The sequence below is a fragment of the Pseudomonas sp. RL_5y_Pfl2_73 genome (genome assembly GCF_963970515.1).
Taxonomy (GTDB): domain Bacteria; phylum Pseudomonadota; class Gammaproteobacteria; order Pseudomonadales; family Pseudomonadaceae; genus Aquipseudomonas.
Map to the genome: position 1 here is coordinate 105,413 of NZ_CAXAPD010000006.1, position 25,821 is coordinate 131,233.

22 protein-coding genes and 2 pseudogenes are annotated in these 25,821 nt (G+C 60.2%); 19 read left to right on the plus strand and 5 right to left on the minus strand.

Translation table 11 applies throughout. The features are described 5' to 3' along the window. Window positions 1-206: 206 nt before the first annotated feature. The 11 genes and pseudogenes from AACY42_RS07905 (at window position 207) to AACY42_RS07950 (ending at window position 11,777) form a co-directional block, all read left to right on the plus strand. A complete protein-coding gene (locus AACY42_RS07905; protein ID WP_339478383.1) occupies window positions 207-1,127 on the plus strand; it encodes an NAD synthetase in 921 nt (306 codons plus the stop codon). Beyond that, entirely contained in the window at window positions 1,127-1,585 is a 459-nt protein-coding gene (locus tag AACY42_RS07910) for a hypothetical protein (protein WP_339478384.1), read from the plus strand. The genes AACY42_RS07905 and AACY42_RS07910 overlap by 1 nt, the downstream gene beginning before the upstream one ends. A 301-nt stretch (window positions 1,586-1,886) precedes the next feature. After that, window positions 1,887-2,011 (plus strand): annotated as a pseudogene (locus tag AACY42_RS28580) (NAD synthetase); the annotation flags it as partial. Continuing rightward, window positions 2,004-2,147: pseudogene (locus tag AACY42_RS07915) on the plus strand (NAD synthetase); the annotation flags it as partial. The pseudogenes AACY42_RS28580 and AACY42_RS07915, both read left to right, overlap by 8 nt. A gap of 488 nt (window positions 2,148-2,635) precedes the next feature. Continuing rightward, entirely contained in the window at window positions 2,636-3,097 is a 462-nt protein-coding gene (locus AACY42_RS07920) for a hypothetical protein (RefSeq protein WP_339478385.1), read from the plus strand. Beyond that, a complete protein-coding gene (locus AACY42_RS07925) occupies window positions 3,098-3,559 on the plus strand; it encodes a hypothetical protein (RefSeq protein WP_207965179.1) in 462 nt (153 codons plus the stop codon). 190 nt (window positions 3,560-3,749) lie between these two features. Further along, window positions 3,750-4,211 (plus strand): hypothetical protein, encoded by a 462-nt coding sequence (locus tag AACY42_RS07930; RefSeq protein ID WP_339478387.1) that lies wholly within the window; start codon window positions 3,750-3,752, stop codon window positions 4,209-4,211. Window positions 4,212-4,385: 174 nt separating this feature from the next. Then, complete coding sequence (locus AACY42_RS07935; protein WP_339478388.1) at window positions 4,386-7,670, plus strand: transglutaminase family protein; 3,285 nt, start codon at window positions 4,386-4,388, stop codon at window positions 7,668-7,670. A gap of 222 nt (window positions 7,671-7,892) precedes the next feature. Beyond that, window positions 7,893-10,379: a circularly permuted type 2 ATP-grasp protein gene (locus AACY42_RS07940; protein ID WP_339478389.1), complete on the plus strand. Its 2,487-nt coding sequence runs from the start codon at window positions 7,893-7,895 to the stop codon at window positions 10,377-10,379. After that, window positions 10,379-11,272 carry a transglutaminase family protein gene (locus AACY42_RS07945; RefSeq protein ID WP_339478390.1) on the plus strand — a complete coding sequence of 298 codons (894 nt, stop codon included), beginning with the start codon at window positions 10,379-10,381 and terminating at the stop codon, window positions 11,270-11,272. The genes AACY42_RS07940 and AACY42_RS07945 overlap by 1 nt, the downstream gene beginning before the upstream one ends. A gap of 127 nt (window positions 11,273-11,399) precedes the next feature. After that, on the plus strand, window positions 11,400-11,777 hold the full coding sequence (locus AACY42_RS07950) for an NUDIX hydrolase (protein WP_339478391.1): 378 nt from the start codon (window positions 11,400-11,402) through the stop codon (window positions 11,775-11,777). Window positions 11,778-11,843: 66 nt separating this feature from the next. Here AACY42_RS07950 and AACY42_RS07955 read toward each other — a convergent pair whose 3' ends face one another. Continuing rightward, window positions 11,844-12,032, minus strand: a complete 189-nt coding sequence (locus AACY42_RS07955) for a hypothetical protein (protein WP_339478392.1) — start codon at window positions 12,030-12,032, stop codon at window positions 11,844-11,846. 68 nt (window positions 12,033-12,100) lie between these two features. Continuing rightward, window positions 12,101-12,688 carry an LOG family protein gene (locus tag AACY42_RS07960; RefSeq protein ID WP_339478393.1) on the minus strand — a complete coding sequence of 196 codons (588 nt, stop codon included), beginning with the start codon at window positions 12,686-12,688 and terminating at the stop codon, window positions 12,101-12,103. Window positions 12,689-13,028: 340 nt separating this feature from the next. Between AACY42_RS07960 and azu the strand changes: the two genes are divergently transcribed. Beyond that, window positions 13,029-13,475, plus strand: a complete 447-nt coding sequence (gene azu, locus AACY42_RS07965; protein ID WP_339478394.1) for an azurin — start codon at window positions 13,029-13,031, stop codon at window positions 13,473-13,475. A 176-nt stretch (window positions 13,476-13,651) separates the two neighbouring features. On the opposite strand, the gene nadE is transcribed toward azu, so the two are convergent. The 3 genes from nadE to AACY42_RS07980 all read right to left on the minus strand — a co-directional run bounded on the left by nadE (window position 13,652) and on the right by AACY42_RS07980 (window position 16,818). Beyond that, on the minus strand, window positions 13,652-14,479 hold the full coding sequence (gene nadE / locus AACY42_RS07970; protein ID WP_339478396.1) for an ammonia-dependent NAD(+) synthetase: 828 nt from the start codon (window positions 14,477-14,479) through the stop codon (window positions 13,652-13,654). 4 nt (window positions 14,480-14,483) lie between these two features. Next, complete coding sequence (gene pncB / locus AACY42_RS07975; RefSeq protein ID WP_339478398.1) at window positions 14,484-15,710, minus strand: nicotinate phosphoribosyltransferase; 1,227 nt, start codon at window positions 15,708-15,710, stop codon at window positions 14,484-14,486. 199 nt (window positions 15,711-15,909) lie between these two features. Further along, window positions 15,910-16,818 (minus strand): LysR family transcriptional regulator, encoded by a 909-nt coding sequence (locus AACY42_RS07980; RefSeq protein ID WP_339478400.1) that lies wholly within the window; start codon window positions 16,816-16,818, stop codon window positions 15,910-15,912. A gap of 178 nt (window positions 16,819-16,996) precedes the next feature. Here AACY42_RS07980 and amaB point away from each other — a divergent pair, with 178 nt between their 5' ends. From amaB to AACY42_RS08015, 7 genes are all read left to right on the plus strand, one after another. Beyond that, entirely contained in the window at window positions 16,997-18,487 is a 1,491-nt protein-coding gene (gene amaB / locus AACY42_RS07985) for an L-piperidine-6-carboxylate dehydrogenase (RefSeq protein WP_339478401.1), read from the plus strand. 153 nt (window positions 18,488-18,640) lie between these two features. Beyond that, window positions 18,641-19,924 carry an L-pipecolate oxidase gene (gene amaA / locus AACY42_RS07990; protein WP_339478402.1) on the plus strand — a complete coding sequence of 428 codons (1,284 nt, stop codon included), beginning with the start codon at window positions 18,641-18,643 and terminating at the stop codon, window positions 19,922-19,924. Window positions 19,925-20,295: 371 nt separating this feature from the next. Next, on the plus strand, window positions 20,296-21,435 hold the full coding sequence (locus AACY42_RS07995; RefSeq protein WP_339478404.1) for a branched-chain amino acid ABC transporter substrate-binding protein: 1,140 nt from the start codon (window positions 20,296-20,298) through the stop codon (window positions 21,433-21,435). Between the two features lie 163 nt (window positions 21,436-21,598). Then, entirely contained in the window at window positions 21,599-22,513 is a 915-nt protein-coding gene (locus AACY42_RS08000; protein ID WP_014336328.1) for an ABC transporter permease subunit, read from the plus strand. A 2-nt stretch (window positions 22,514-22,515) separates the two neighbouring features. Further along, window positions 22,516-23,796, plus strand: a complete 1,281-nt coding sequence (gene livM, locus AACY42_RS08005; RefSeq protein WP_339478407.1) for a high-affinity branched-chain amino acid ABC transporter permease LivM — start codon at window positions 22,516-22,518, stop codon at window positions 23,794-23,796. Then, window positions 23,793-24,665 carry an ABC transporter ATP-binding protein gene (locus AACY42_RS08010; protein ID WP_339478409.1) on the plus strand — a complete coding sequence of 291 codons (873 nt, stop codon included), beginning with the start codon at window positions 23,793-23,795 and terminating at the stop codon, window positions 24,663-24,665. The genes livM and AACY42_RS08010 overlap by 4 nt, the downstream gene beginning before the upstream one ends. Further along, entirely contained in the window at window positions 24,662-25,378 is a 717-nt protein-coding gene (locus AACY42_RS08015; RefSeq protein WP_339478411.1) for an ABC transporter ATP-binding protein, read from the plus strand. The genes AACY42_RS08010 and AACY42_RS08015 overlap by 4 nt, the downstream gene beginning before the upstream one ends. Window positions 25,379-25,821 lie beyond the last annotated feature (443 nt).

Consider the following 25,821-nt stretch of genomic DNA (forward strand, 5'->3'; position numbering starts at 1 on the left):
AGGGGATTTAGCGAAACGTCGCACCGCCCCGCTGGGCTGCGCAGCAGCCCCATACAGGCTTAGCACAATCAGCCTGACCCACCGAGGTGGCAGATATTTAGGGCTGCTTCGCAGCCCAGCGGGGCGGTGCGACGTTTCGCTAAATCCCCTCGCCACAGGTTCAGTGTGGATAACGTCTCACCCTCCGATTCTCAAGGACGATTCATATGAGCACTCCATTACCCGGCATCGGCATGGACAACAGCATCTCTCAGATGATGGCCCGTCGCCGTATCGAAAGCCAACTCAACCTGCCGCGCCTGTTTGCTGCCATTGACGCCGATCCCGGTATCGTCGGCGCCGGTGTGGTGTACATCGATGCTGAATTCAATGTAGTGACCCTGCGTGAATTCAAGCCGATCTGTAGCATCAAGCCCAAGCGGATCATTTTGCGTGAGGCGCAGAAATACATCGCGCCGGAGCAGTTCGCGCAACAGGTACAGAGCAATCCTCGTGAGTCGCGATTAGTGGGGGAGGCGGTCAATACCACGCTATCTTGCGCAGGAGCGGTGTTGGGCTGGATTGTCGTGCTCAGTGGCACGATTGCGGTTCCCTTCAGCGCGGGAGCCAGTTCTGTCGTGGTTGCTCTGGGGTATACCGCAGCGGTTGCTAGCTCTGCGCAGTGCGTTATCGGAGTTATACGAACAGGGGCTGAAGTGACCAACCCGCAAATCAATGACAAATTGGACAGCGAGGAGTGGTACCAATACGCTTCTATCGGTCTAGATGCAGCCTCATTATTGGGAGTCGGGGCTTCTGCCTTAACTACCATAAAACTGGTAAAGGTGACGAAGGCCACCACCGGCAAAAGTCTGCGTGAGATTCTGCGTGGTCTGAATCGCCAAGAGCGGGCGAAGTTGACCAAAGAATTGCTAAGTATCAATGACCCACGGCTGACACCGAAAATGCTTAAGCTCAAACAGCTTGCTGGGGAGTTGCCCAAACGTTTCACGCCGACCCAGCTCAAGCACGCTACGGTTACTCAGATCAAAGACTCCTTAGGGGCGACAATCGGCCTGACCGGCAGCAGCTTGTCGGGAAATGTTAAGACTATTGCCGTCGGCTTGTACGAAGAGTTGGAGGAGTAATGGACGATTTGAGTTTGCCGCGTTTTCTTGCGCGTTACTTACCTACCTTTATTGGCGGCGTTTTTTCGGTGCTGTTTTCAGTGGGCTGTGCTGTTCCCTTACTGGTGATGTTCTATTTGTCTGGGGTGTCAGTCGGTGAGCAAGCGACTTGGTCGGTATTGGGAGGAACGGCTGCCACCTTGGTCGTGGTGCATTGCAATTTCATGGTGATGCGGGGACGGCCACAGTGGGTGTGGGGACTGGTCGGAGTACTGGTTCTATGTCTGTTGAGCGTGTTACCGACCATTGAGGGGCGCCCACACAAAGTCATCTATGTGATGGCTGTATTATTTCCGCTCCTGGGTCTGCTATTGCTCAACAGCAAACGCCACCGGGAGATGCGGAGCAAACTGGTAGAAATCCGCCGCCAGCGCGAACTCATCATCCAGGCCGCCAAGGCCTCGCGCCGGCGGCGCTGAGTCGAATCGCGCTGTCCGCGCCGCATTTATGTGCATTGCTTTGCAGATGAATTCGGGCTTCGCGCGGTGTTAGTGCTCTATGGCCTTGGCGGGTAGACAAAGAAAGTGTCCGGCCTGCCTGCAGTGTAGGAGCTGTCGAGCGAAGCGAGGCTGCGATCTTTACCCAGGCACTTGAATCTCAAGCGAAAGATCAAAAGGTCAAAAGATCGCAGCCTTCGGCAGTTCCTACAGGGCACAGCGCAGCGAGCGCAAGGTTCAGTGTGGATAAAATCTCACCCTCCGATTCTCAAGGACGATTCATTTGAGCACACCGTTACCCGGCATCGGCATGGACAACAGCATCTCCCAGATGTTGGCCGCCGCCGCATTGAAAGCCAAATCAACCTGCCGCGGTTGTTCGCCGTCATTGATGCCGATCCAGCGCTACACACCCACTCAGCTTAGGCATGGCACTGTTACTCAGATACAGGATTCTCTGGGCGCGGCATTGGGGTTCGCCGGCAGCGCCATATCTGGCAATGTCAAAACCATTGCGGTTGGCTTGTATGAGGAGATGGAGTAATGGAGCAGAACCAGACTATCCGTAGTTTCCTGGTACGTTACCTTTTTGTTTTCATGGGAGTCATTTTTGCGGGCTGCTTCGCTGCTTCGCTGCTTCGGCGATGGTATCGTTAGCGATGAGTACTTATTTTCGAGCTGTCCCAGTGGATATCAGGGCGACTTCCGGGTGGGCGGCGACCGTTATCATCGCCATGGTCATCGTGCACAGCAACTATTTGATCGTTCGAGGGCGACCTTGGTGCGCATGGGTCATGGTCGCCGTACTTGCTGCTTGCTTGCTAACCGTTTTGCCGACTATCCAATATGATCCCCACAAGTTTGTTTATGCGGAGGGGGTGTTTTGGCCCTTGCTTGGTGTGTTGCTGCTCAGTAGCAAACGTCACCGGGAAATGCGTGCTCGACTTTTGGAGATCCGCCACGAACGTCAGCGGATCAAGCGTGAGACCAGGCAGCAGAGCCGATCAAGCTAATGCGCGGGGGGGGTAGTTGATGGACCGCAAGTATTCATTGAACGCGTTCCTTGCTCAGTATTTTCCAACCTTCATATGCGCTTTTTTTCTAGCCTGTTTTGCGGTTTCCGCTTCGATTTCATTGGCCTCAAGTACTTATTTTCGAGGCGATCCTGAGCGGGCTAAATATTCTTTTCTGATTGCACTGGTGCTATCTCTGCTCTTGGCGTTGAGTCATTTCTTCATGATCAGAGGGCGGTCGTGGGGTGTTCGGGCCATCGTTGTGTTCTATCTCGTTTGCCTCTTCATTGTCCTTCCCACCTACGGCTATAGACCGCATCCCGTTGCCTATGTGACTGGGTTGTTGTTCCCGTTGCTGGGGTTGCTATTGCTCAATAGCAAACGCCATCGAGAGATGCGTCAAAAACTATTGGAGTTACGCAATGAGCGTATCGCGACAAGGTCTGCCACCCGGCAGCGGAAAAAAATGAAAGGACGCTAGATGAAAAGCCATCCGAATTTCATCGATTTCATGAGGCGCTACTTTCCAACCTTCATTGCAGCAATCTTCGTGGCGAAAATATCGTTTCTGTTTGCCCTCTTTGCTCTGCTCGACGGTTTCCTTGCGGGCGTTCCGTTGGCGAGCCAAGCAAAATTGTCCGCCATAGGCATCGCTATTTGCACAATGGTTCTGGTCCATAGCAACTTCATGGTCATCCGGGGCAGGCCTGGTTGGATCTGGCTGTTTGTCGGGTTGTTCGTAGCTTGTCTGCTGTGTGTATTACCAACCATTGGCTATCGTCCGAATCGAATCGCCTATGCGGCAGGTCTGTTTTTTCCATTACTCGGACTCCTGCTGCTCAACAGCAAACGCCACCGCGAGATGCGCAGCAAGCTCGTCGAAATCCGCCATCAGCGCGAACGCATCCTCCAGTCCGCAAAGACGTCGCGACCGCGTCGCTGAGTCGGTGTCGTCAGGCCAGAAATCTGAGCTGGCGTAGATACTTCAGGGCACGGCACAATAAAAAATCAACTCTCCAATTCTTCAAGGACGATTCATATGAGCAGCGCCGTGCTTTGGGGATCATTGGCAGTTATACCGGCGATGGCGCCGTGAAGACTGTTGCCGTCGGGCTGTATGAGGAGTTCACCGAATGATTGGCGGCGGATCAATGAAGCGGTTCCTCGCCCATTATTTTCCGGTGTTCATGGGCACGATCTTTCTGGGCTGCTTTTCCGGGTCTGCGCTGCTCGTTTTGTCCGCAAGCACTTATTGGCGAGCCTTGGAGCCTTCCGTCAGGGGCAACTATGTTGGACTCGGCACCTTGGCTCTGGTGAGTGTCCTGGTCCTGGGCAATCTCATGATCGCACGCGGGCGCGCCTGGGCGGTCTGGTGGGTGGCGGGTTATTTCCTCGCCTGTCTGGCGGCGATGCTGCCGACATTCGCTTATGGGCCGCATCAGGGCGTGTACCTTTTCGCGGTGCTGTTGCCACTGCTGGGGCTCTTGCTGCTCAACAGCAAACGCCATCGGGAAATGCGCGGCAAACTCGTCGAGATTCGCCGCCAACGCGAGCTTATCATCCAGGCCGCCAAGGCCTCACGCCGGCGTCGCTGAGTCGACTTGCGCCAGCCGCGCTGCATTTATGTGCATTCCTTTACAGATGAATACGGGCATCGCGCGTTTTTAGTGCTCTACTGCCTTGAGTAGACGAAGAAAGTGTCCGGCCTGCCTGCATGGCATAAGTCTTGCGCCGCTTTCGATAACGCCCAGGCTCGCAGGAGGCACGTCGTGTCGATCCATGTCGCATTGCATCACGTCACGCATTACCGCTACGACCGCGCCGTCGAACTCGGCCCGCAGATCGTTCGCCTGCGCCCGGCGGCCCACAGCCGCACGCGGATTCTTTCCTATGCGCTGAAGGTTTCGCCCGAGCAGCATTTCATCAATTGGCAGCAGGACCCCCAGGGCAATTACCTGGCGCGGTTGGTGTTTCCCGAGAAAACCCGGGAGCTGCGGATCGAAGTCGATCTGCTGGCGGAAATGGCGGTGTTCAATCCGTTCGACTTCTTCCTCGAGCCCTACGCCGAAAAGATTCCGTTCGCCTACGCGGCCGACGAGCGCAAGGAGCTGGCGCCTTACCTGGAAACCCTGCCGCTGACGCCGAGGTTCCAGGCGTATCTGGACGGCATCGACCGCACGCCATTGCCGGCGGTGGATTTCTTGGTGGCGCTCAACCAGCGCCTGAGCGAAGACATCAACTACCTGATTCGCATGGAGCCCGGTGTGCAGACCCCGGAGCATACCCTTGAGCACGCCTCCGGCTCGTGCCGTGACTCGGCCTGGTTGTTGGTGCAGTTGTTGCGCAACCTTGGCCTGGCGGCTCGGTTTGTCTCCGGTTACTTGATCCAGTTGACCGCCGACGTGAAGAGCCTCGATGGCCCGTCCGGCACCGACGTCGATTTCACCGACTTGCATGCCTGGTGCGAGGTGTACCTGCCCGGTGCCGGCTGGATCGGCCTGGATGCGACGTCCGGGTTGTTCGCCGGTGAAGGCCACATCCCGCTGGCCTGTAGTCCCGATCCGTCCTCGGCGGCACCGATCAGTGGCTTGGTGGAACCTTGCGAATGTGAGTTCAGCCATGAAATGTCCGTCGAGCGGGTCTGGGAAGCGCCGCGGGTGACCAAGCCTTACACCGACGCGCAATGGCTGGAGATCCAGGCCCTGGGGCGGCAGATCGATGCCGACCTGTTGGAGGGCGACGTGCGCCTGACCATGGGCGGCGAGCCGACCTTCGTCTCGATCGATGACCCGGACGGCGCTGAATGGAACACCGCCGCGCTGGGGCCTGACAAACGCTGGCTCTCCGCCGAGTTGTTCCAGCGCATGCGCAAGCACTATGCGCCCAAGGGGCTTGTGCATTTCGGCCAGGGCAAGTGGTACCCCGGCGAGCAATTGCCGCGCTGGTCGCTCAACTGCTATTGGCGCCGCGACGGGGTGCCGATCTGGCACAACAGCGCGTTGATCGCCGATGAGCAGGAGGACTACGGCGCCGATGGCGAACTGGCCGGGCGCTTCCTGGCGAGCGTCGCCGAGCGTTTGAAAATTCCTGCGCGGTTCGTGTTTCCGGCCTACGAAGACAACTTCTATTACCTCTGGCGCGAAGGCGCATTGCCTTCGAATGTCACGGCCCAGGACCCACGCCTGGAAGACGCTCTGGAGCGCGCGCGGCTGCGCAAGGTCTTCAGCCAGGGCCTGGACAAGGTCATCGGCCAGGTCCTGCCGCTGGCCCGCACCGCCAAGGGCGATCAATGGCAAAGCGGTCGCTGGTACCTGCGTGACAGTCACTGCCGCCTGGTACCGGGGGATTCGCCCCTGGGCTATCGCTTGCCACTGGCGTCTCAGCCGTGGGTGACGGCAGCCGAGTACCCGTTCATTCACCCCACCGACCCGACCCAGGACTTGCCCGAGTTGCCCGGTACCGAGCAACTGGCGCGTCACGGCGAGTCGGCGACCGAACAGGAGCGTGTCCCGGAGATCGACAAGTCCGCCGACTGGCTGACCCGCACCGCTTTCTGTGCCGAGGCCCGCGAAGGCCGGCTCTATCTGTTCATGCCGCCGCTGGAGCGGGTCGAGGATTACTTGGAGCTGGTCAGTGCCATCGAGGCGACGGCTGAGGAGTTGCACTGCCCGGTGCTGTTGGAAGGCTACGAACCGCCGAGCGACCCGCGCCTGGGCAATTTCCGCATCACCCCCGACCCGGGTGTGATCGAGGTCAACGTGCAACCCTCGGCGACTTGGGATGAGTTGGTCGAGCGCACCGAGTTTCTTTACGAAGAAGCGCGTCAGACCCGGCTGACCACCGAGAAATTCATGATCGATGGCCGGCACACCGGCACCGGCGGCGGTAACCATTTCGTACTGGGTGGCGCGACACCGGCTGACTCACCGTTCCTGCGGCGTCCCGACCTGCTGCGCAGCCTGATCAGTTACTGGCATAACCACCCGTCTTTGTCCTACCTGTTTTCCGGATTGTTCATCGGCCCGACCTCCCAGGCGCCGCGCGTGGACGAGGCGCGCAATGACGCGTTGTATGAACTGGAAATCGCGTTCTCGCAGATGCCACAGCCCGGCGAGGAGTGCCCGCCGTGGTTGGTCGATCGCCTGCTGCGCAACCTGTTGATCGACGTGACCGGCAATACCCACCGCGCCGAATTCTGCGTCGACAAGCTCTATTCGCCGGATGGTGCCACGGGGCGTCTCGGCCTGTTGGAGTTGCGTGCGTTCGAGATGCCGCCCCACGCCCGCATGAGCCTGGCCCAGCAATTATTGCTGCGGGCGCTGGTGGCGCGGTTCTGGCGCGAGCCTTATGCGCCGGCGAAACTGGCGCGTTGGGGCACTGAGCTGCATGACCGCTTCCTGTTGCCGCACTTTATCGAGCAGGATTTTGCCGACGTCATCCATGAGCTGAACGCCGCCGGCTACCCGCTGCGGGCCGAGTGGTTCGCCGCGCACCTGGAGTTCCGTTTTCCCAAGGTCGGCGATTACGCGGTCAGTGGTATCGAGCTGCAATTGCGCCAGGCCCTCGAGCCTTGGCATGTGCTGGGGGAGGAGGGTGCGGTCGGCGGCACCGTGCGTTATGTGGATTCCTCCCTGGAGCGTTTGCAGGTCAAGCTCAGCGGCCTGGCGCCGCAACGCTACCTGCTGACCTGCAATGGCGTGCCGGTACCCTTGCAACCCACCGGTCGGGTCGGCGAGTTCGTTGCCGGGGTGCGTTTCCGCGCCTGGCAACCGGCCAACTGCCTGCAACCGACCATCCCGGTGCATGCGCCGCTGGTCTTCGACTTGCTCGATACCTGGATGCAACGCTCCGTGGGCGGTTGCCAGTATCACGTGGCCCATCCGGGCGGGCGCAACTACGACAGCCTGCCGGTGAATGCCAACGAGGCCGAGAGCCGGCGCATGGCGCGTTTCTTCCGTCTCGGACATACACCGGGGAAGCTGCCGATTCCCTGCCTCGTCGTAGATGACGAGTTTCCACTCACCCTTGATCTGCGACGTCTTCAAGGGGCCTAAATGGAGGAGCTGTGTAGAGGCTGTGTAGGAGCTGTCGAGTGCAACGAGGCTGCGATCTTTCCCCTGCCAATTGAGTCTGGAGCGAAAAATCAAGATCAAAAGATCGCAGCCTTCGGCAGCTCCTACAGGGCACAACCCAGCGTCTGCTCACCATCTTTCAACTATCCGGGCGTCATGCGCTTGCGCTAGTCTCACCTTTCATTGCCGTCTGCCGAGCTTTCCATGCCTGACCTGCTTGACCGTTACCCGCTGACGACGGGCACCTATCACGAATTGCTGGACGACAGCGGTGCGGTGCGTACGCACTGGCGGCGGCTGTTCGACCAGTTGCAGCGCAGCACGCCGGCCCAGTTGCTCCAGCGTCAGGCCCTGCTGGCCCGGCAGATCCAGGAAAACGGTGTCACCTATAACGTCTACGCCGATCCGAAGGGCGCCGACCGGCCGTGGGAGCTGGACCTGCTGCCCCATGTGATCGACCCGCAGGAATGGAAACACCTGTCGGCCGGGATCGCCCAGCGTGCGCGACTGCTCAATGCCGTACTGGCCGACCTGTACGGGCCGCAGCGGCTGATCAGCGAAGGGCTGTTGCCGGCAGAGCTGGTGTTCGGGCACAACAATTTCCTCTGGCCTTGCCAAGGCATCGCGCCGCCGGACGGCAGCTTCCTGCACTTGTACGCGGTGGATCTGGCGCGCACGCCCGATGGCCGTTGGTGGGTCACGGCGGATCGGACCCAGGCGCCTTCAGGGGCTGGTTATGCGCTGGAAAATCGCATGATCGTTTCCCGCGCGTTCCCAGACCTGTACCGCGACCTCAAGGTGCGCCACCTGTCCGGTTTTTTCCGCACCTTGCAAGAAACCCTGGCGCGCCAGGCGCCCTGCGATGGCGACTCGCCGCTGGTGGTGCTGTTGACGCCGGGGCGGTTCAACGAAAGCTATTTCGAACACCTTTACCTGGCGCGCCAACTGGGCTATCCGCTGGTGGAAGGCGGCGACCTGACCGTTCGCGATGCCACGGTCTACCTCAAGACCCTCAGCGGCCTGCGCCGGGTTCACGCCATCATGCGCCGGCTCGACGACGATTTCTGCGATCCCCTGGAGCTGCGCACCGATTCGGCCCTCGGCGTGCCGGGGTTGCTGGAAGCGGTGCGCCAGGGCCGGGTGCTGGTGGCCAATGCCCTGGGCAGTGGCGTGCTGGAGTCGCCGGGCCTGCTGGGGTTCCTGCCAAAGATCAATCAGTACCTGTTTGGCGAAGAACTGCTGCTGCCGTCCATCGCCACCTGGTGGTGCGGCGAGCCGCCGGTGCTGGCCCAGGCCTTGGAAAAATTGCCGCACTTGTTGATCAAGCCGGCGTTTCCTTCCCAGAGTTTCAGCCCGGTGTTCGGTCGCGACCTGAGCGAGGCGCAGCGCGCCCAACTGGCCGCGCGCATTCAGGCACGGCCCTACGCCTATGTCGCCCAGGAACTGGCGCAACTGTCCCAAGCGCCGGTCTGGCAGGCCGAAGATGGGCGCATCCAGCCCCGGGCAATTGGCATGCGCATGTACGCCGTGTCCGGGAAAGACGATTATCGGGTGCTGCCAGGTGGCCTGACTCGCGTGGCCGCCGAGGCCGACGCTGAAGTGGTGTCGATGCAGCGTGGCGGCGCCAGCAAGGACACCTGGGTGCTGAGTGAGCAGGCACCCGGTGGTGAGCAATGGACGGCCCAGCGAACCGTTGGGGTCCATGATCTGGTTCGACGTGATCCGTACCTGCCTTCGCGGGTGGTGGAAAACCTGTTCTGGTTCGGCCGTTACTGCGAACGCTGCGACGACAGCGCACGGCTGCTGCGGATCATGCTCGGGCGTTATGTCGATGGCGACGACCCGCAGGCTTTGCAATCGGCGGTGTCCCTGGGCGAAAGCCTGATGCTGTTGCCTGAAGAGGGCGAGTTGCACGAGCGTTTGCTGGCGGCGTTGTTGGGGGACGACTGGTCGTTCAGCCTGCGCTCCAACCTGCAGCGCTTGCAGTGGGCGGCCTCGCAGGTTCGCGGCAAGTTGTCCCGGGAGAACTGGCAGGCCCTGGTGGAGTTGCAGCGCGAAGCGATGGAGCTGGAAACCGAGGAACCGGATTTCGGTGAGTTGCTGGATTTCCTCAATCGGCTGGTGATGTCCCTGGCGGCATTGTCCGGCTTTGCTCTGGACGACATGACCCGTGACGAGGGCTGGCGCTTCTTGATGATTGGCCGGCGCCTGGAACGCTTGCAGTTCCTCAGCAGCAGCCTGGCGGCGTTTTTGCGCAGCGATGCAGTGTTCGACCAGGCTGGGTTGGAGTGGCTGCTGGAATTGGGCAACAGCAGCATCACCTATCGTTCGCGCTACCTGGCGGTGGCGCAACTGGTCCCGGTGCTGGACCTGTTGTTGCTGGACGAGCAGAACCCCCACGCGGTGCTTTTCCAGTTAAAGCTGGTGGCCCGCACACTCAAACGCCTGAACGACGATTTTGGCGCACCGAAGGAAACGGCCTTGCCAGAATTGGTGACGCGTCTTTCTCGCTTTGATTTGCGTTGCCTGGAGAATCCCCTGTTTGGTGAAGCCAGCCTGCGCGCAGCACTCGATGGGCTGGCCGACCTGTTGCAGGAAGTGGCCGATGTCGGTGGCCAGGTATCAGATCGCCTGGCCTTGCGCCATTTCGCCCACGTCGATGACGTCAGCCAACGCACGGTGTCCGTCTGATGAACGCCCGTTACCAGATTCTCCACGACACCCATTACCACTACGACAGCCCGGTATCCCTGGCCCAGCAACTTGCCCACTTGTGGCCACGGGCCTGTGATTGGCAGCGTTGCACCGAACAGCAATTGCTGATCAGCCCGGAACCGACGACCCGCCGTGACGAGCAGGATGTGTTCGGCAACCCGCTGACCCGCCTGGCCTTCGAACGCCCCCACGACGAGCTGCTGGTCAATGCCCGCTTGAGCGTCGAGGTACTGGCCCGCCCCGCGCTGGACTTCAACCTGTCCCCGGCCTGGGAGTCGACCTGTCGCGCGCTGACCTATAGCAGCCGACCGCTTGCGGCACCACTGCTGGAGGCGTGCCGTTACCGTTTCGAGTCGCCCTACGTGCACCTCAAGCGCAGCTTCGTCGAATTCTCCGAAAGCTGCTTTGCGCCAGGGCGACCGCTGATGATTGGCGTTCAGGCATTGATGGAGAAAATCTTCGAGGAGTTCACCTTCGATGCCGAGGCGACCCAGGTGGCCACGCCGCTGGTGGAGGTGCTGGAGCGGCGGCGGGGGGTGTGCCAGGACTTCGCTCACTTGATGCTGGCCTGCGTGCGTTCTCGCGGGCTGGCGGCGCGTTACGTCAGCGGCTACCTGCTGACCCAACCGCCACCTGGCCAACCCCGGCTGATTGGCGCCGATGCGTCCCATGCCTGGGTCTCGGTGTATTGCCCGGTATTGGGTTGGGTGGACTTCGACCCGACCAATAACGTACAGCCGGCCCTGGAACACATCACCCTGGCCTGGGGCCGGGATTTTTCCGATGTGTCGCCGTTGCGCGGGGTAATCCTGGGGGGCGGTGCCCATGATCCCGAAGTGCGGGTGACGGTGATGCCGTTGGAAGCATGAATTAATACGTAGGAGCTGCCGAAGGCTGCGATCTTTTGATCTTTTGATCCTTCGCTCCAGACTCAATTGGCAGGGGAAAGATCGCAGCCTCGTTGCACTCGACAGCTCCTACACAGCGAGACCCATTATGTTCCCGGTATCCATCAAAGGCGTGCTGCAATCCCCCCAAGGCCTGGTTGTACTGATGCTCAACGAGCGGGACGAATGGGAGTTGCCTGGCGGACGGATCGAGCTGGGTGAAACGGCGCCACAATGCCTGGCGCGGGAAATCGCCGAGGAACTGGCAGTGGAGGTGAGCGTGGGGGAGCCGCTGGATTCGTACTTGTTCGAGGTCATTGCCGGCAAGCACGTCTTCATCTCCACGTACCGTTGCCAGTTGCTGGGCGGTTTCGTGCCGACCATCAGTCATGAGCACAAGGAGATCGGGCTGTTCGCGCCGGACCAATTGCCGGTGAACCTGCCTGCGGGTTATCGCCTGTCGATCATCAAGGCGCTGGGACTGTGAGGGCCGGCAGCGAGACCGCCAGCCCGAGACAGTAGGGCCGGATCGGATCATCGGGCCCTGGGGATGTCAGGCGTCGGGTGCCTGGTCTTTCGGTGCATCACCACCATCATCTTCTGCCGCCACTTCGCCTTCGTCATCCGGGTTCAGTGCCGCTTCTTCAGCTGTGGCTTTCTTGCGCTGCAGCTTTTCCTCTTTCTTCTGCTCCTTGGCCAAGTCTCTCTGACGTTTGGCGAAGGAATAATTGGGTTTGGCCATGGGCGATCCTCTGGGGTCGAAGGTGAGGTTGAGCGGCGCATATTCTGCCCTGTATCGGGGCCGAGCCGTTAGCTGGGTTTTTGTTCGGCCCACTTTGGCTGCACGGACGGTTGCCATTCGTCCAAGGCATCGAGCAGGTTCTGCGCGGATTCGCTCACTTGCAGCATGTCACGATGGGGCGCGCGGACGAAGCCTTCGCCGACGATATGATCGAGAAAAGCGGTGAGCTTGCTGTAGAAACCGTTCACTTCCAGCAGCCCCAGCGGTTTGCCGTGGTAGCCGAGTTGGCCCCAGGTCCAGACTTCGAATAACTCCTCCAGCGTGCCGAGGCCACCGGGCAGGGCGATGAAGGCATCGCTGAGTTCGGCCATGCGCGCCTTGCGGGCGTGCATGCCGTCCACCACTTCCAGGCGGGTCAGGCCGCTGTGGCCGATTTCCTTGTCCTTGAGGCTTTGCGGGATGATGCCGATGACCTCGCCGCCGGCTGCCAGGGCTGCGTCGGCGACGATCCCCATCAGGCCGACGGCACCGCCGCCGTAGACCAGGGTCAGTTTTCGTTCCGCCAATGCTCGCCCGAGGGCCTGCGCCGCTTCACGATACGCGGGATTGGTGCCAGTGCTGGCGCCGCAAAATACACAAACAGAAGCGATGGACATGCTTTACTCCGTGGTCAGTCACCGCGCCAGAGTAAAGCCTGGCCCGTGTTGCGCAAAGGATTTATACCTCGCGCTGGGGCTTTTCGTAGGTGCCGCTGGCGCCACAGGCGTAGGCGGCGAGCAAACTGCACAGCAGGCTGTTGAGGTTCATGACGATCGCTCCAGTAGGTGATGGGGCTGATGATAGGGGCGCCTCATACTTTCGGCTGGTTGATTCTGTCCATCAGGTTGATAGCCTGAAGTTGTATACAATCTTTGACTCAGGTCATAGGAACTTGCCGGAAAATCAGGCAGTCTTTTCCTTTGACCGAATTTTTTAACCATGCCTTGGAGATTCATGATGTTCGCCAAACTTGTAGCAGTATCTCTGTTGACGCTGGCTAGTAGCCAACTGATGGCAGCGGAGTGCAAGATCACCGTCGACTCGACCGACCAGATGTCCTTCAACACCAAGGCCATCGAAATCGACAAGAGCTGCAAGACCTTCACAGTCGAGCTGAAGCACTCGGGCAGCTTGCCGAAAAACGTCATGGGTCATAACTGGGTACTGAGCAAGGAGGCTGACATGCAGCCGATTGCCACCGATGGCCTTGCTGCCGGTATCGACAAGAACTACCTCAAGGACGGTGATGCTCGCATCATTGCCCACACCAAGATCATTGGTGCCGGAGAGAAGGACTCGGTGACCTTTGATGTGTCGAAACTGGCTGCCGGTGAGGCGTACGGTTTCTTCTGCTCGTTCCCGGGACATATCTCGATGATGAAAGGCACTGTTACCCTGAAGTAATCGCCGAGGCATAAAAAAAGCGCCCTCATTCAGGGCGCTTTTTCATGCCTGGCAGATTTCCCCTGTGGGAGCGAGCCTGCTCGCGAAAGCGGTGTGTCAGTCAGCAATGATGTCGCTGATGCGACGCCTTCGCGAGCAGGCTCGCTCCCACAGGGATTGTCACACCGTCGCGGTGGTTACGGGGCGTAAGGCATCACCCGCTTATGCTCAGTCTTACGATAGGTGTCACAAATGATCCTGGCCGCCTCTTCACGAACCGGTTGCCCATGCAGAAACGCATCGATCTCGGCATAGGTCACGCCGTGGGAGGCTTCGTCCGGCTTGCCTGGGGACAGGTCCTCAAGGTCGGCGGTGGGGACTTTTTCCACCAGCGACTCCGGCGCGCCGAAGTCTCGGGCAATGGCCCTGACCTGGTTTTTCACCAGGCCGCTGAGCGGGGCCAAGTCACAAGCGCCATCACCGAACTTGGTGAAAAAACCCATGACCGCTTCGGCGGCATGATCGGTGCCAATCACCAGGCCGTGCTCGGTGCCCGCGATGGTGTATTGCGCCACCATGCGCATCCGCGCCTTGGTATTGCCCAGCACGAAATCCCGCGAGACCGCTGCCTTGCCTTCGAACGCCGCGACTTGATCGGCCAGGGCCTTGACCGCTGGACCGATGTTGACGGTATGGCGCTCGTCCGGGTCGATGAAGTCCACGCAGGCTTGCGCTTCATGTTCGTCGAACTGGGTTTCGTACGGCAGGCGCACGGCGATGAACTTGTAGGCGGCGTTACCGGTGTTCTCCCGCAGTTCGCGCATGGCACGTTGGGCCAGCAGCCCGGCGGTCAACGAGTCAACGCCACCGCTGATGCCCAGCACGAGGGACTTGAGCCCGGAGTTGACCAGGCAATCCTGGATAAAGCCCACCCGCCGGGCGATTTCGGCCTTGAGAGCGGCGTCATCGGCGAACGGTGGCTGGACCTTGAGCTGTTCAGCAATCTCACGCTGTACGGCTTGCATGAATTCACTCCTTGCTTGATGTGTCTGAAAGGGCGGCAGGTACTTGGAAAACATGTCGCATATAGGCGACGAAATTCGGGTCTTTGCAGTGGGTCTTGCCGGGCTCGTCTGAAATCTTGGCCACGGGTTGCCCATCACAGCTGATCATTTTAAGCACGATGCTCATCGGCTCTACACCCGGAATGTCACACGTCAGGTGGGTGCCAATACCGAAGCTGACATTAATGCGACCATGCAATGCCCGAAAAATCTCCAGGCATTTGGGCAACGTCAGGCTATCGGAGAACACCAGGGTCTTGCTCATCGGGTCGATGCCGAGCTTGTGATAGTGGGCAATGGCTTGTTCGGCCCAGATCACCGGGTCGCCCGAGTCATGGCGCAAACCGTCGAACAGCTTGGCGAAGAACAGATCGAAATCCTTGAGGAAGGCGTCCATGGTGATGCAGTCGGTCAGGGCGATCCCCAGCAAGCCTCGGTACTCGCGTACCCAGCAATCGAGGGCGGCGATCTGGCTGTCGATCAGTCGTGGACCCAATTGCTGGTGGGCCATGATCCACTCATGGGCCATGGTGCCCAGGGGCTTCATGTCCAGCTCCCGGGACAGGTGCACGTTACTGGTGCCGACGAAGCGCCCGGGGAAATCGTGCTTGAGCACATTGACCACTTCTTCCTGGACGCGGAAGGAAAAACGCCGGCGGGTGCCGAAGTCCGCGACTTGCAGTTCGGACAGTTCTTCGGCGCTGGCGTTGGCGCTCAGCCAGTCGAACTTGCGGTAAAGCTGCTCCCGCGCCTGTTCCAGGACGATTTCACGATAGCGATAACGATTGCGCACCTCGCTGACGATGGCCAGCAGCGGCACTTCGAACAGAATGACGTGCAGCCACGGCCCGCGCAGGCGGATGAACAACTCGCCGTTTTCGATACCGGTGTGCACGTAGCGCAGGTTGAAGCGAAACAGCCCCAGGAAGCGCAGGAAGTCCGGCTTCAGAAAACTGATGCGCTCCAGGAAACCCAACTGGTCGGCGCTCAGGCTCAACTCGGCCAGACGCTCGATCTGAAAGCGGATCTCCGCCAGGTACGGGCGCAGGTCTTCGCTGTTGCGGCAGCGAAACTCCCATTCGACTTCGACGTTGGGGTAGTTGTGCAACACCGCCTGCATCATCGTCAGTTTGTAGAAGTCGGTGTCGAGCAGGTTCTGCACGATACGATCGGCAAATACGCTCTCGCTCATAGGGGTCTCCAGACAGGCCGCAGCCGTGGGTAGCGAGGTTCGGCGGGTTGTAGTCAAAGGGCTAGTGGCGCATAACCGTGGTGGGTATTGCCAGTGTTTTTTGGTCGCAGCGTCCTCTGTTGTGATGAGCGTTATTTGTGGGAAGGGGATTTATCCCCGCTGTGAGAGCCAGATTCTGTGGGAGCAAGTTCGCGGGGGGTTATGCCGGTCTATCCGGGCTGTCGATCTGCTCCAGCATCCACTCCACAAAAAGTCGCACCTTGGGCACTTCCGCCGAATGTTCCGGATAGGCCAGGTAATAGGCGTTGGTGCTGGGCATCGCGTGCGGCCAGGGGATGACCAGTTTGCCGTCGGCCAGTTCTTCTTCCACCAGAAATCGCGGCAGCAGGGCGACGCCGCAGCCGACCTGGGCGGCCCGGATGCACATGTAGAAAGTTTCGAAACGCGGCCCGTGGTAGCTGTGTTCGGTGTGATAGCCCTGGTTGTCGAACCAGTCGTGCCAGGCTTGGGGGCGCGAGGCGTTTTGCAGCAGCACCAGCCCGGCCAGTTGGGTCGGGTCGGTGAAGACCTGTTCAGGGAGGCTGCCGGGCGCGCAGACCGGTACCAGTTCTTCGCCAAACAGCTTCAGGGATTCGGTGCCGGGTCGCGAACCGTGGCCGAAATAGAACGCCAGGTCGCTGCGCCCTTGCAGCAAGTCGTCGGCCTCCTGCTCGCTGCACAGGTCCAGGTGAATGGTCGGATGTCGCAATCGCCAACCCTTCAAGCGTGGAACCAGCCAGCGTGCGCCAAAGGTCGGAGGCGTGGAAACGCGCAGGACTTCGGTGTCGCCGCCGTAGGAGCGCAGGTAATGGGTAGACATCTCCACCTGCGTGAGGATTTTTCGCACTTCCCCCAGGTACAAATCACCGGCGGGCGTCAGCTGCAAGCGTCGGCGCACGCGCCGGAACAGCAGGTGCTGCAGCAACTCTTCCAATTGCGCGACTTGTTTGCTGACGGCGCTTTGGGTCAGATTCAGCTCTTCGGCGGCACGGGTGAAGCTCAGGTGGCGGGTCACCGCTTCGAAGCATTGCAGCGCCGTGATCGACGGCAAATAGCGTTTATTGATCATGATGAGGCCTTATTTCTTGTGGCTCTGCTTATCCGGTCATGGCCAGCATGAATAAACGGAATGATATCTCGCTTAAAGGTCGTTTGTTGGCAAGTCTCGGGCCAGCTACAACTACAGGTCTGATCAGCCGTATTCGTCCGGCTGCCAATCCTTTGTCTTTTGTGTGAGGAAATTTTCCATGGTTGCTGCATTGCTTGATCGCCTGGGCGTCGACTCGACCCTGTACCAGAACGGCACACAACCGGTGCATTCACCCATTGATGGCAGTCGTATCGGCGCCGTGAACTGGGAAGGCGCGGCTGAAGTCGAGCAGCAGGTCAGCCGTGCCGAACACGCCTTCGACCTGTGGCGCCAGGTGCCAGCCCCGCGTCGTGGCGAGCTGGTGCGTCAATTCGGCGACCTGTTGCGTGTGTACAAGGCCGACCTCGGCGAGTTGGTGTCGTGGGAAGCCGGCAAGATCACCCAGGAAGGCCTGGGTGAAGTGCAAGAGATGATCGACATCTGCGACTTCGCCGTCGGCCTGTCCCGCCAGCTGTACGGCCTGACCATCGCCTCCGAGCGTCCGGGCCACCACATGCGTGAATCCTGGCATCCGCTGGGCGTGGTCGGGGTGATCAGTGCCTTCAACTTCCCGGTGGCGGTCTGGGCCTGGAACACCACGCTGGCCCTGGTGTGCGGCAACGCGGTGATCTGGAAACCGTCGGAAAAGACCCCGCTCACCGCCCTGGCGTGCCAGGCGTTGTTCGAGCGCGTGCTGAAAAATTTCAGCGACGCACCCCCGTACCTGAGCCAGGTGATCATCGGCGGCCGTGATGCTGGTGAAGCGCTGGTGGATGACCCGCGTGTGGCCTTGATCAGCGCCACCGGTAGCACCCGCATGGGCCGTGAAGTGGCACCGAAGGTCGCCGCGCGTTTCGCCCGCAGTATTCTGGAACTGGGCGGCAACAACGCCATGATCCTGGCGCCGAGCGCCGACTTGGACATGGCCGTGCGCGCCATCCTGTTCAGCGCCGTCGGCACCGCCGGCCAGCGTTGCACCACCCTGCGCCGGCTGATCGCCCATGAATCGGTGAAGGAAGAAATCGTCACCCGCCTCAAGGCTGCCTATTCGAAAGTGCGTATCGGCCATCCGTTGGAAGGCAACCTGGTCGGGCCGCTGATCGACCAGCACAGCTTCGACAACATGCAGGATGCGCTGGAGCAGGCCTTGAGCGAGGGCGGGCGCGTATTTGGCGGCAAGCGCCAGCTTGAAGAGCAATTCCCGGATGCCTATTACGTCTCGCCAGCCATCGTCGAGATGCCCGAGCAGAGTGATGTGGTGCGCCACGAAACCTTCGCACCGATCCTGTACGTGGTCGGCTACAAGGACTTTGCCGAGGCCTTGTGCCTGAACAATTCCGTGCCCCAGGGCCTGTCGTCCTGCATCTTCACCACCGACGTACGTGAAGCCGAGCAGTTCATGTCGGCCGTGGGCAGCGACTGCGGCATCGCCAACGTCAACATTGGCCCGAGCGGTGCCGAGATCGGCGGCGCATTCGGTGGCGAAAAAGAAACCGGCGGCGGTCGCGAATCCGGCTCCGACGCCTGGCGTGGCTATATGCGCCGCCAGACCAACACCGTGAACTACTCGCTGGAGTTGCCGTTGGCGCAGGGGATTACCTTCGACTGAGGTCGAGTCAACGAAGAGTGCTTCTGTGGGAGCGAGCCTGCTCGCGAAAGCGTCGGATCAGACAATATGGATGTTGGCAGATAAACCGCTTCGCGAGCAGGCTCGCTCCCACATTGGATTTTGTGTTTGTTGGGTTTCTGTTGGAGTCTGGCAATGCCGTTACGCGAAGAATGTCTGTGGGAAAAACTGACGCCGCAAAGGCCCGAAAACAGCGCGCTCACCGGCGAAGTTACGGCCGACGTCTGCGTGATCGGCGCCGGTTTTACCGGGCTGTCGGCGGCGGTGCATTTACTCGAACAGGGCAAGCGCGTGGTTGTGCTGGAGGCTCATCGGGCCGGACATGGCGGATCGGGGCGTAACGTCGGGTTGGTCAACGCCGGCCTCTGGATCCCGCCGGATGACATCGAGGCCGGGTTCGGCGAGGCGGTGGGCAGCCAGCTCAACCGCATGCTGGGGGCCGCGCCGGCCCTGGTGTTCAGCCTCATCGATAAATACAGCATTGATTGTCAACTGCGCCGCGAAGGCACCCTGCACATGGCCCATAACGCCCGGGGCGAGGCAGACCTGCGCAGTCGCGAAGAACAATGGAAACGCCGTGGTGCCCCGGTGGAACTGCTCACCGGCCAGGCCTGTGTCGATGCCACCGGCACGTCGAAAATCGCCGCGGCATTGCTCGACCGTCGCGCCGGCACGCTCAACCCGATGGCCTATACCAGTGGGTTGGCCAAGGCAGCCAGGGACCTTGGCGGCCAGTTGTTCGATCACTCACCGGTGACAGGCCTGGAGCGTCAAGGCCCGCGCTGGTCGGTGCAGACTGCCCAGGGTTCGGTGCTGGCCGAGCAGGTGGTAATTGCTTCCAATGCCTACACCGAGGGCGACTGGACCGAACTGCGGCGCAATTTCTTCCCCGGTTATTACTATCAGGTCGCCTCGGTCCCGCTGACCGACGTGGCCGCCCGACGCATTCTGCCGGGCGGACAGGGTTCGTGGGATACCCGCCAGGTGTTGAGCAGCATCCGACGGGACAAGGACGGCCGTTTGCTGCTGGGCAGCCTGGGCAACGGCAACCGCAAGCCGACCTGGTTCCTCAAGGCTTGGGCCGATCGGGTCCAGCAGCACTATTTTCCTTATCTCAAGCCGGTGGAGTGGGAGTGCACCTGGACCGGTTGTATTGCCTTCACCCCCGATCACCTGATGCGCCTGTTCGAGCCCGCTCCTGGGCTGGTGACCGTTACCGGTTACAACGGCCGGGGTGTGACCACCGGTACGGTGGTCGGCAAGGCGTTCGCCGACTACCTCTGCCACGGCGATGCCCAGGCCCTGCCGATCCCGTTCGCACCCATGCGGCCATTGGCCGGGGTGGGGTTGCGCAGTGGCTTGTATGAGGCGGGTTTTTCGCTGTATCACGCGGGCCAGTGCCTGCGGATCGTCATTTGAGTGTTGAAAAATGTTGCTGGAATCCACGTTTTCCGACGTAGCGTCTAGCCTGTTATGGTGCGGGTTGTAGCAATCGCGCACCGACAGTGTGCAGTTCGGTGACGTGGGTTGTTACACAGTGGTTGCACGCCGTTTCGTGCGATGGTTGCAATGATGGCTCACGGAGGGTTTCACCCATTTAAATAAAAGGTTGCACCTAGTGCGGTTTAGACGGTTGCACGCCCTATGAAAAAGGGCTCGAAACAGTCGAAATAACAATAAAGCAGCGACTTTTTTCAGAATAAAAAACCGATGGCACGGCCCTTGCTCTGAGCTTTATCAGTGAAATGAAGTCGCAGTGCCAACTAAAAAAAACCTTGGAGCACCACCTCATGTCCCAGACGTTTTACAAGAAAGGTTTCCTGGCCCTCGCAGTGGCAGCTGCGCTGGGTGTTTCTGCGTTTGCTCAAGCTGAAGTGAAATTTGGTGTGGCGGGGCCGATGACCGGCGCCAACGCTGCATTTGGCGAGCAGTACATGAAGGGTGCTCAGGCGGCAGCCGATGCCATTAACGCGGCGGGTGGCGTCAACGGTGAGGATATCCTGCTGGTCAAGGGCGATGACGCCTGTGAACCTAAGCAGGCCGTGGCCGTGGCCAACCGATTTGTCGACCAGGACAAGGTTCTGGCGGTGGTCGGTCACTTCTGCTCCTCCTCCACCATCCCGGCGTCCGAGGTCTACGGCGATGCCGGCATCATCTCCATCACCCCAGGTTCCACCAACCCGCAGGTCACCGAGCGTGGCCTGAGCGCGATGTTCCGTATGTGCGGTCGTGACGACCAGCAGGGCATCGTCGCGGGCGACTACATCGTTGACGTGCTCAAGGGCAAGAAAGTCGTCGTCCTGCACGACAAGGACACCTACGGCCAGGGCCTGGCGGATGCTACCAAGGCGCAGTTGGCCAAGCGTGGCGTGGAACCGGTGCTGTACGAAGGCCTGACCCGTGGTGAGAAAGACTTCAGCGCCGTTGTCACCAAGATCCGTGCGGCCGGTGGTGCCGACGTGGTCTACTTCGGCGGTCTGCACCCGGAAGCCGGCCCACTGGTTCGCCAGTTGCGTGAACAAGGCCTCAAGGACGTGAAATTCATGTCCGATGACGGCATCGTCACCAACGAACTGGTCACCACCGCCGGCGGCCCGCAATTCGTCGACGGCGTATACATGACCTTCGGCGCCGACCCGCGCCTGCTGCCAGACAGCAAGGCCGTGGTGGACGCGTTCCGTGCCAAGGGCACCGAACCGGAAGGCTATACCCTGTATGCCTACGCCTCGGTTCAGGCCCTGGCTGCCGGTTTCAACGGCGCCAAGAAAAATGACGGCGAAGCCGCGGCTGAATGGCTCAAGGCCAATCCGGTCCAGACCGTGATGGGCAAGAAGGAGTGGGATTCCAAGGGCGACCTGAAGGTCTCCGACTACGTGGTTTACCAATGGGACAAGGACGGCAAGTATCACCAGCTGGAAAAACAGAAGTAAGGGCCGAAGCGAGCGTCCACGCCTTCTTCAGAGCCGGGCAAGCCCCGGTTTCCAAGGGGCGCGCGCCGGTCGCGGCTGACATCGCTCCGACGTAAATCTGTATTTTCCTTAGAAGAACCGCACACCCCAGGGTGTGCAGGTTCTCACTGCGTGAGATTGCGTTATGGATGGTATTTTCCTGCAGCAACTGATCAATGGCCTGACCCTCGGGTCGGTCTATGGTCTGATCGCCATCGGCTACACAATGGTCTACGGCATCATCGGCATGATCAACTTCGCCCACGGTGAGGTTTACATGATTTCCGCTTACCTGGCGGCAATCAGTCTGGCTCTGCTGGCTTACTTCGGTATTGAATCCTTTCCGCTTATGATCCTCGGCACGCTCGTGTTCACGGTGGTGGTCACCGGGGTCTACGGCTGGGTCATCGAACGCGTTGCCTACAAACCCCTGCGAAACTCCACCCGCCTGGCACCGCTGATCAGTGCCATCGGCATCTCGCTGATTCTGCAGAACTACGCACAGATCAGCCAGGGCGCCCGCCAACAGGGTGTTCCGACTCTGCTCGAAGGCGCCATGCGCGTCGACATCGGCAGCGGTTTCGTCCAGCTCACCTACACCAAGATTTTCATCCTGATCGCCGCATTCGCCGGGATGGCCTTGCTGACCTACATCATCAAGTACACCAAGCTCGGACGCATGTGCCGCGCGACCCAGCAAGACCGCAAGATGGCGTCGATCCTGGGGATCAACACTGACCGGGTCATTTCCTACGTGTTCATCATCGGCGCGGCCATGGCGGCCCTGGCCGGTGTGCTGATCACCATGAACTACGGCACGTTCGACTTCTATGCCGGCTTCATCATCGGCATCAAGGCGTTCACCGCGGCGGTACTCGGCGGTATCGGCTCCTTGCCTGGGGCGATGCTCGGCGGGATCATCCTCGGCATTTCCGAGTCGCTGTTCGCCGGTCTGATCAACTCTGACTACAAAGACGTGTTCAGTTTCTCGCTGCTGGTGCTGATTCTGATTTTCCGTCCCCAAGGCCTGCTGGGTCGCCCACTCGTGGCGAAGGTATAAGTATGTCTGCTGCCAATAAACCGCTTGATATCAAACAGAGCGTCATCGACGCGATCCTGGCCGGCCTGATCTCGCTGATCGTGTTCGGGCCCATTGTCGGCGTGGTGCTCGACGGCTACAGCTTCAACCTGCAACCGGCCCGTGTGGGCTGGCTGGTGGCGATCGTGATGGTTGGGCGCTTTGCCTTGAGCCTGTTTCTGCAAACCCCCAAGGGTCTGAATATTCTCCAGGGTTTCGAAAGCACCAGTTCCGGCGTGCATGTGCTGCCCCCGGACTACAAGTCGCGCCTGCGCTGGATCATCCCGGCGCTGATCGTGATTGCGATCGTGTTCCCGTTTTTTGCCAACAAATACGTGCTTACGGTGGTCATCCTCGGCCTGATCTACGTGCTGTTGGGCCTGGGCCTGAACATCGTGGTCGGCCTGGCGGGGCTGCTGGACCTGGGTTACGTGGCGTTCTACGCCATCGGTGCCTATGGCCTGGCGCTGGGCTACCAATACCTGGGGCTGGGGTTCTGGACGGTGTTGCCGCTGGCGGCGATTGCGGCGGCGATGGCCGGGTGCATATTAGGATTCCCGGTGTTGCGAATGCACGGTGACTACTTGGCCATCGTGACCCTGGGCTTTGGCGAGATCATTCGCCTGGTACTCAACAACTGGCTATCGTTCACCGGCGGACCGAATGGCATGCCGGTGCCGTCACCGACCTTCTTCGGCCTGGAGTTCGGTCGGCGAGCGAAGGAGGGCGGTGTGCCGTTCCACGAGTTCTTCGGCATGGCCTACAACCCCAACGTCAAATTCCTGTTCATCTACATCGTCCTGTTCATCACCGTGCTGCTGGTGCTCTATGTCAAGCATCGCCTGACCCGTATGCCGGTCGGACGTGCCTGGGAAGCCTTGCGCGAAGACGAAATCGCCTGCCGTTCCATGGGCCTGAACCATGTGTTGGTCAAACTCTCGGCCTTCACCATCGGCGCGTCCACGGCGGGCCTGGCCGGGGTGTTCTTTGCCAGTTACCAGGGTTTCGTCAACCCGTCTTCGTTCACGTTCTTCGAGTCGGCGCTGATCCTGGCCATCGTGGTGCTGGGTGGCATGGGTTCGACGGTTGGCGTGGTGATCGCCGCGTTCGTGCTCACCGTGGCGCCGGAGTTGCTGCGCAGTTTCTCGGAATATCGGGTGCTGCTGTTCGGCGTGCTGATGGTGTTGATGATGATCTGGCGCCCACGCGGCCTGATCCGTATCAGTCGCACGGGTGTGACGCCGCGTAAAGGAGTAGCGCCATGAGTGAAGTCGTACTCCAGGTCGAAAACCTGATGATGCAGTTCGGTGGGATCAAGGCCCTCAGCGACGTCAGCCTGCAAGTCAAACGCAACTCGATCTTCGCTCTGATCGGCCCCAACGGCGCCGGCAAGACCACGGTGTTCAACTGCCTGACCGGTTTCTACAAGGCCTCGGGCGGCAAGATCGAGCTCAACGTGCGTGGCGAGCAAACCAACGTCATCAAGTTGTTGGGCGAGGCGTTTCGCCCGACGGACTTCGTGTCGCCGAAATCCTTCGCCAGCCGGCTGTACTACAAGATGTTCGGCGGCACCCACCTGGTGAACCGCGCTGGCCTTGCGCGTACCTTCCAGAACATTCGCCTGTTCAAGGAAATGTCGGTGCTGGAAAACCTGCTGGTGGCGCAGCACATGTGGGTCAATCGCAGTCTGGTGGCGGGCATCCTCAACACCAAGGGCTACCGCAAGGCTGAAAGCGACGCCCTGGACCACGCCTTCTATTGGCTGGAAGTGGTGGACCTGGTCGATTGTGCCAACCGTCTCGCCGGTGAGCTTTCCTATGGTCAGCAGCGGCGCCTGGAAATCGCCCGGGCCATGTGCACGCGTCCGCAGATCATCTGCCTCGACGAACCGGCCGCCGGCCTCAACCCTCAGGAAACCGAAGCGCTGAGCGCGATGATCCGGCTGCTGCGCGACGAGCACGATCTGACCGTGGTGCTGATCGAACACGACATGGGCATGGTAATGAGCATTTCCGACCACATCGTGGTGCTGGACCACGGCAACGTGATCGCCGAGGGCGGTCCCGAGGCGATTCGCAACGATCCGAAGGTGATCGCGGCTTACCTGGGTGCCGATGAAGAGGAACTGGTATGAGTGGACCTATCCTCGAACTCAAGGAGCTGGACGTGTTCTACGGGCCGATCCAGGCCCTGAAAAAAGTCTCGATGCACGTTGGTGAAGGTGAAACCGTGAGCCTGATCGGCTCCAACGGTGCCGGCAAGTCCACGCTGCTGATGTCGATTTTCGGCCAGCCGCGTGCGGCGGGCGGGCAGATCATTTACCAGGGCGTGGACATCACCCACAAGTCGTCGCACTACATTGCTTCCCACGGCATCGCGCAGTCACCGGAAGGACGGCGGGTATTCCCGGACATGACCGTCGAGGAAAACCTGCTGATGGGCACCATTCCCATCGGTGACAAGCACGCCAGTGAAGACATGCAGCGCATGTTCGAGCTGTTTCCACGGCTCAAGGAGCGCCGCAACCAGCGGGCCATGACCATGTCCGGCGGCGAGCAGCAAATGCTCGCCATCGCCCGGGCTTTGATGAGCCGGCCAAAGTTGTTGCTGCTCGATGAGCCGAGCCTGGGGCTGGCGCCGATCGTGGTGAAGCAGATCTTCGCCACCCTGCGTGAGCTGGCGTCCACCGGGATGACCATCTTCCTGGTGGAACAGAACGCCAACCACGCCCTCAGGCTGTCGGACCGGGCCTATGTGATGGTCAACGGCGAAATCCGCCTGACTGGCACAGGCAAGGAGCTGCTCGCCAACGAGGAAGTGCGCAACGCCTACCTGGGCGGACATTGAGGCGGCTGTTGCAATGAAAAAAAACCGGCGAGTGATCGCCGGTTTTTTTATCTTCTGGACACACCACAAATCCCCTATGGGAGCGAGCCTGCTCGCGATAGCGGCGTGTCAGCCACTCTCCATGGCACTGACAGACAGCCATCGCGAGCAAGCTCGCTCCCACAGGTTTTTTATGCGTTTTTGCAATTGTGGACAACAATCCTGAGCCCCTGCGAAACCGCGACATAAAGTCGCCGCAAATAGTTGTTTTGTCACGGTTTTGACTTGTCCCCGTTTGCTGTGGAACTGGCTGTGGGTAACGTGGGAGTAGCTGGCTGCAAGCCTTTGAATACGTGGCTTTCAGGGCTGTGATCGTTTTTTGATCAGGTGTTTTTGGTCAAGGGGGAGTGGCTGTTGTCAACACTTTTATGAGCACCGAAATGGGCTCGAAAGTCGCTGGGCAA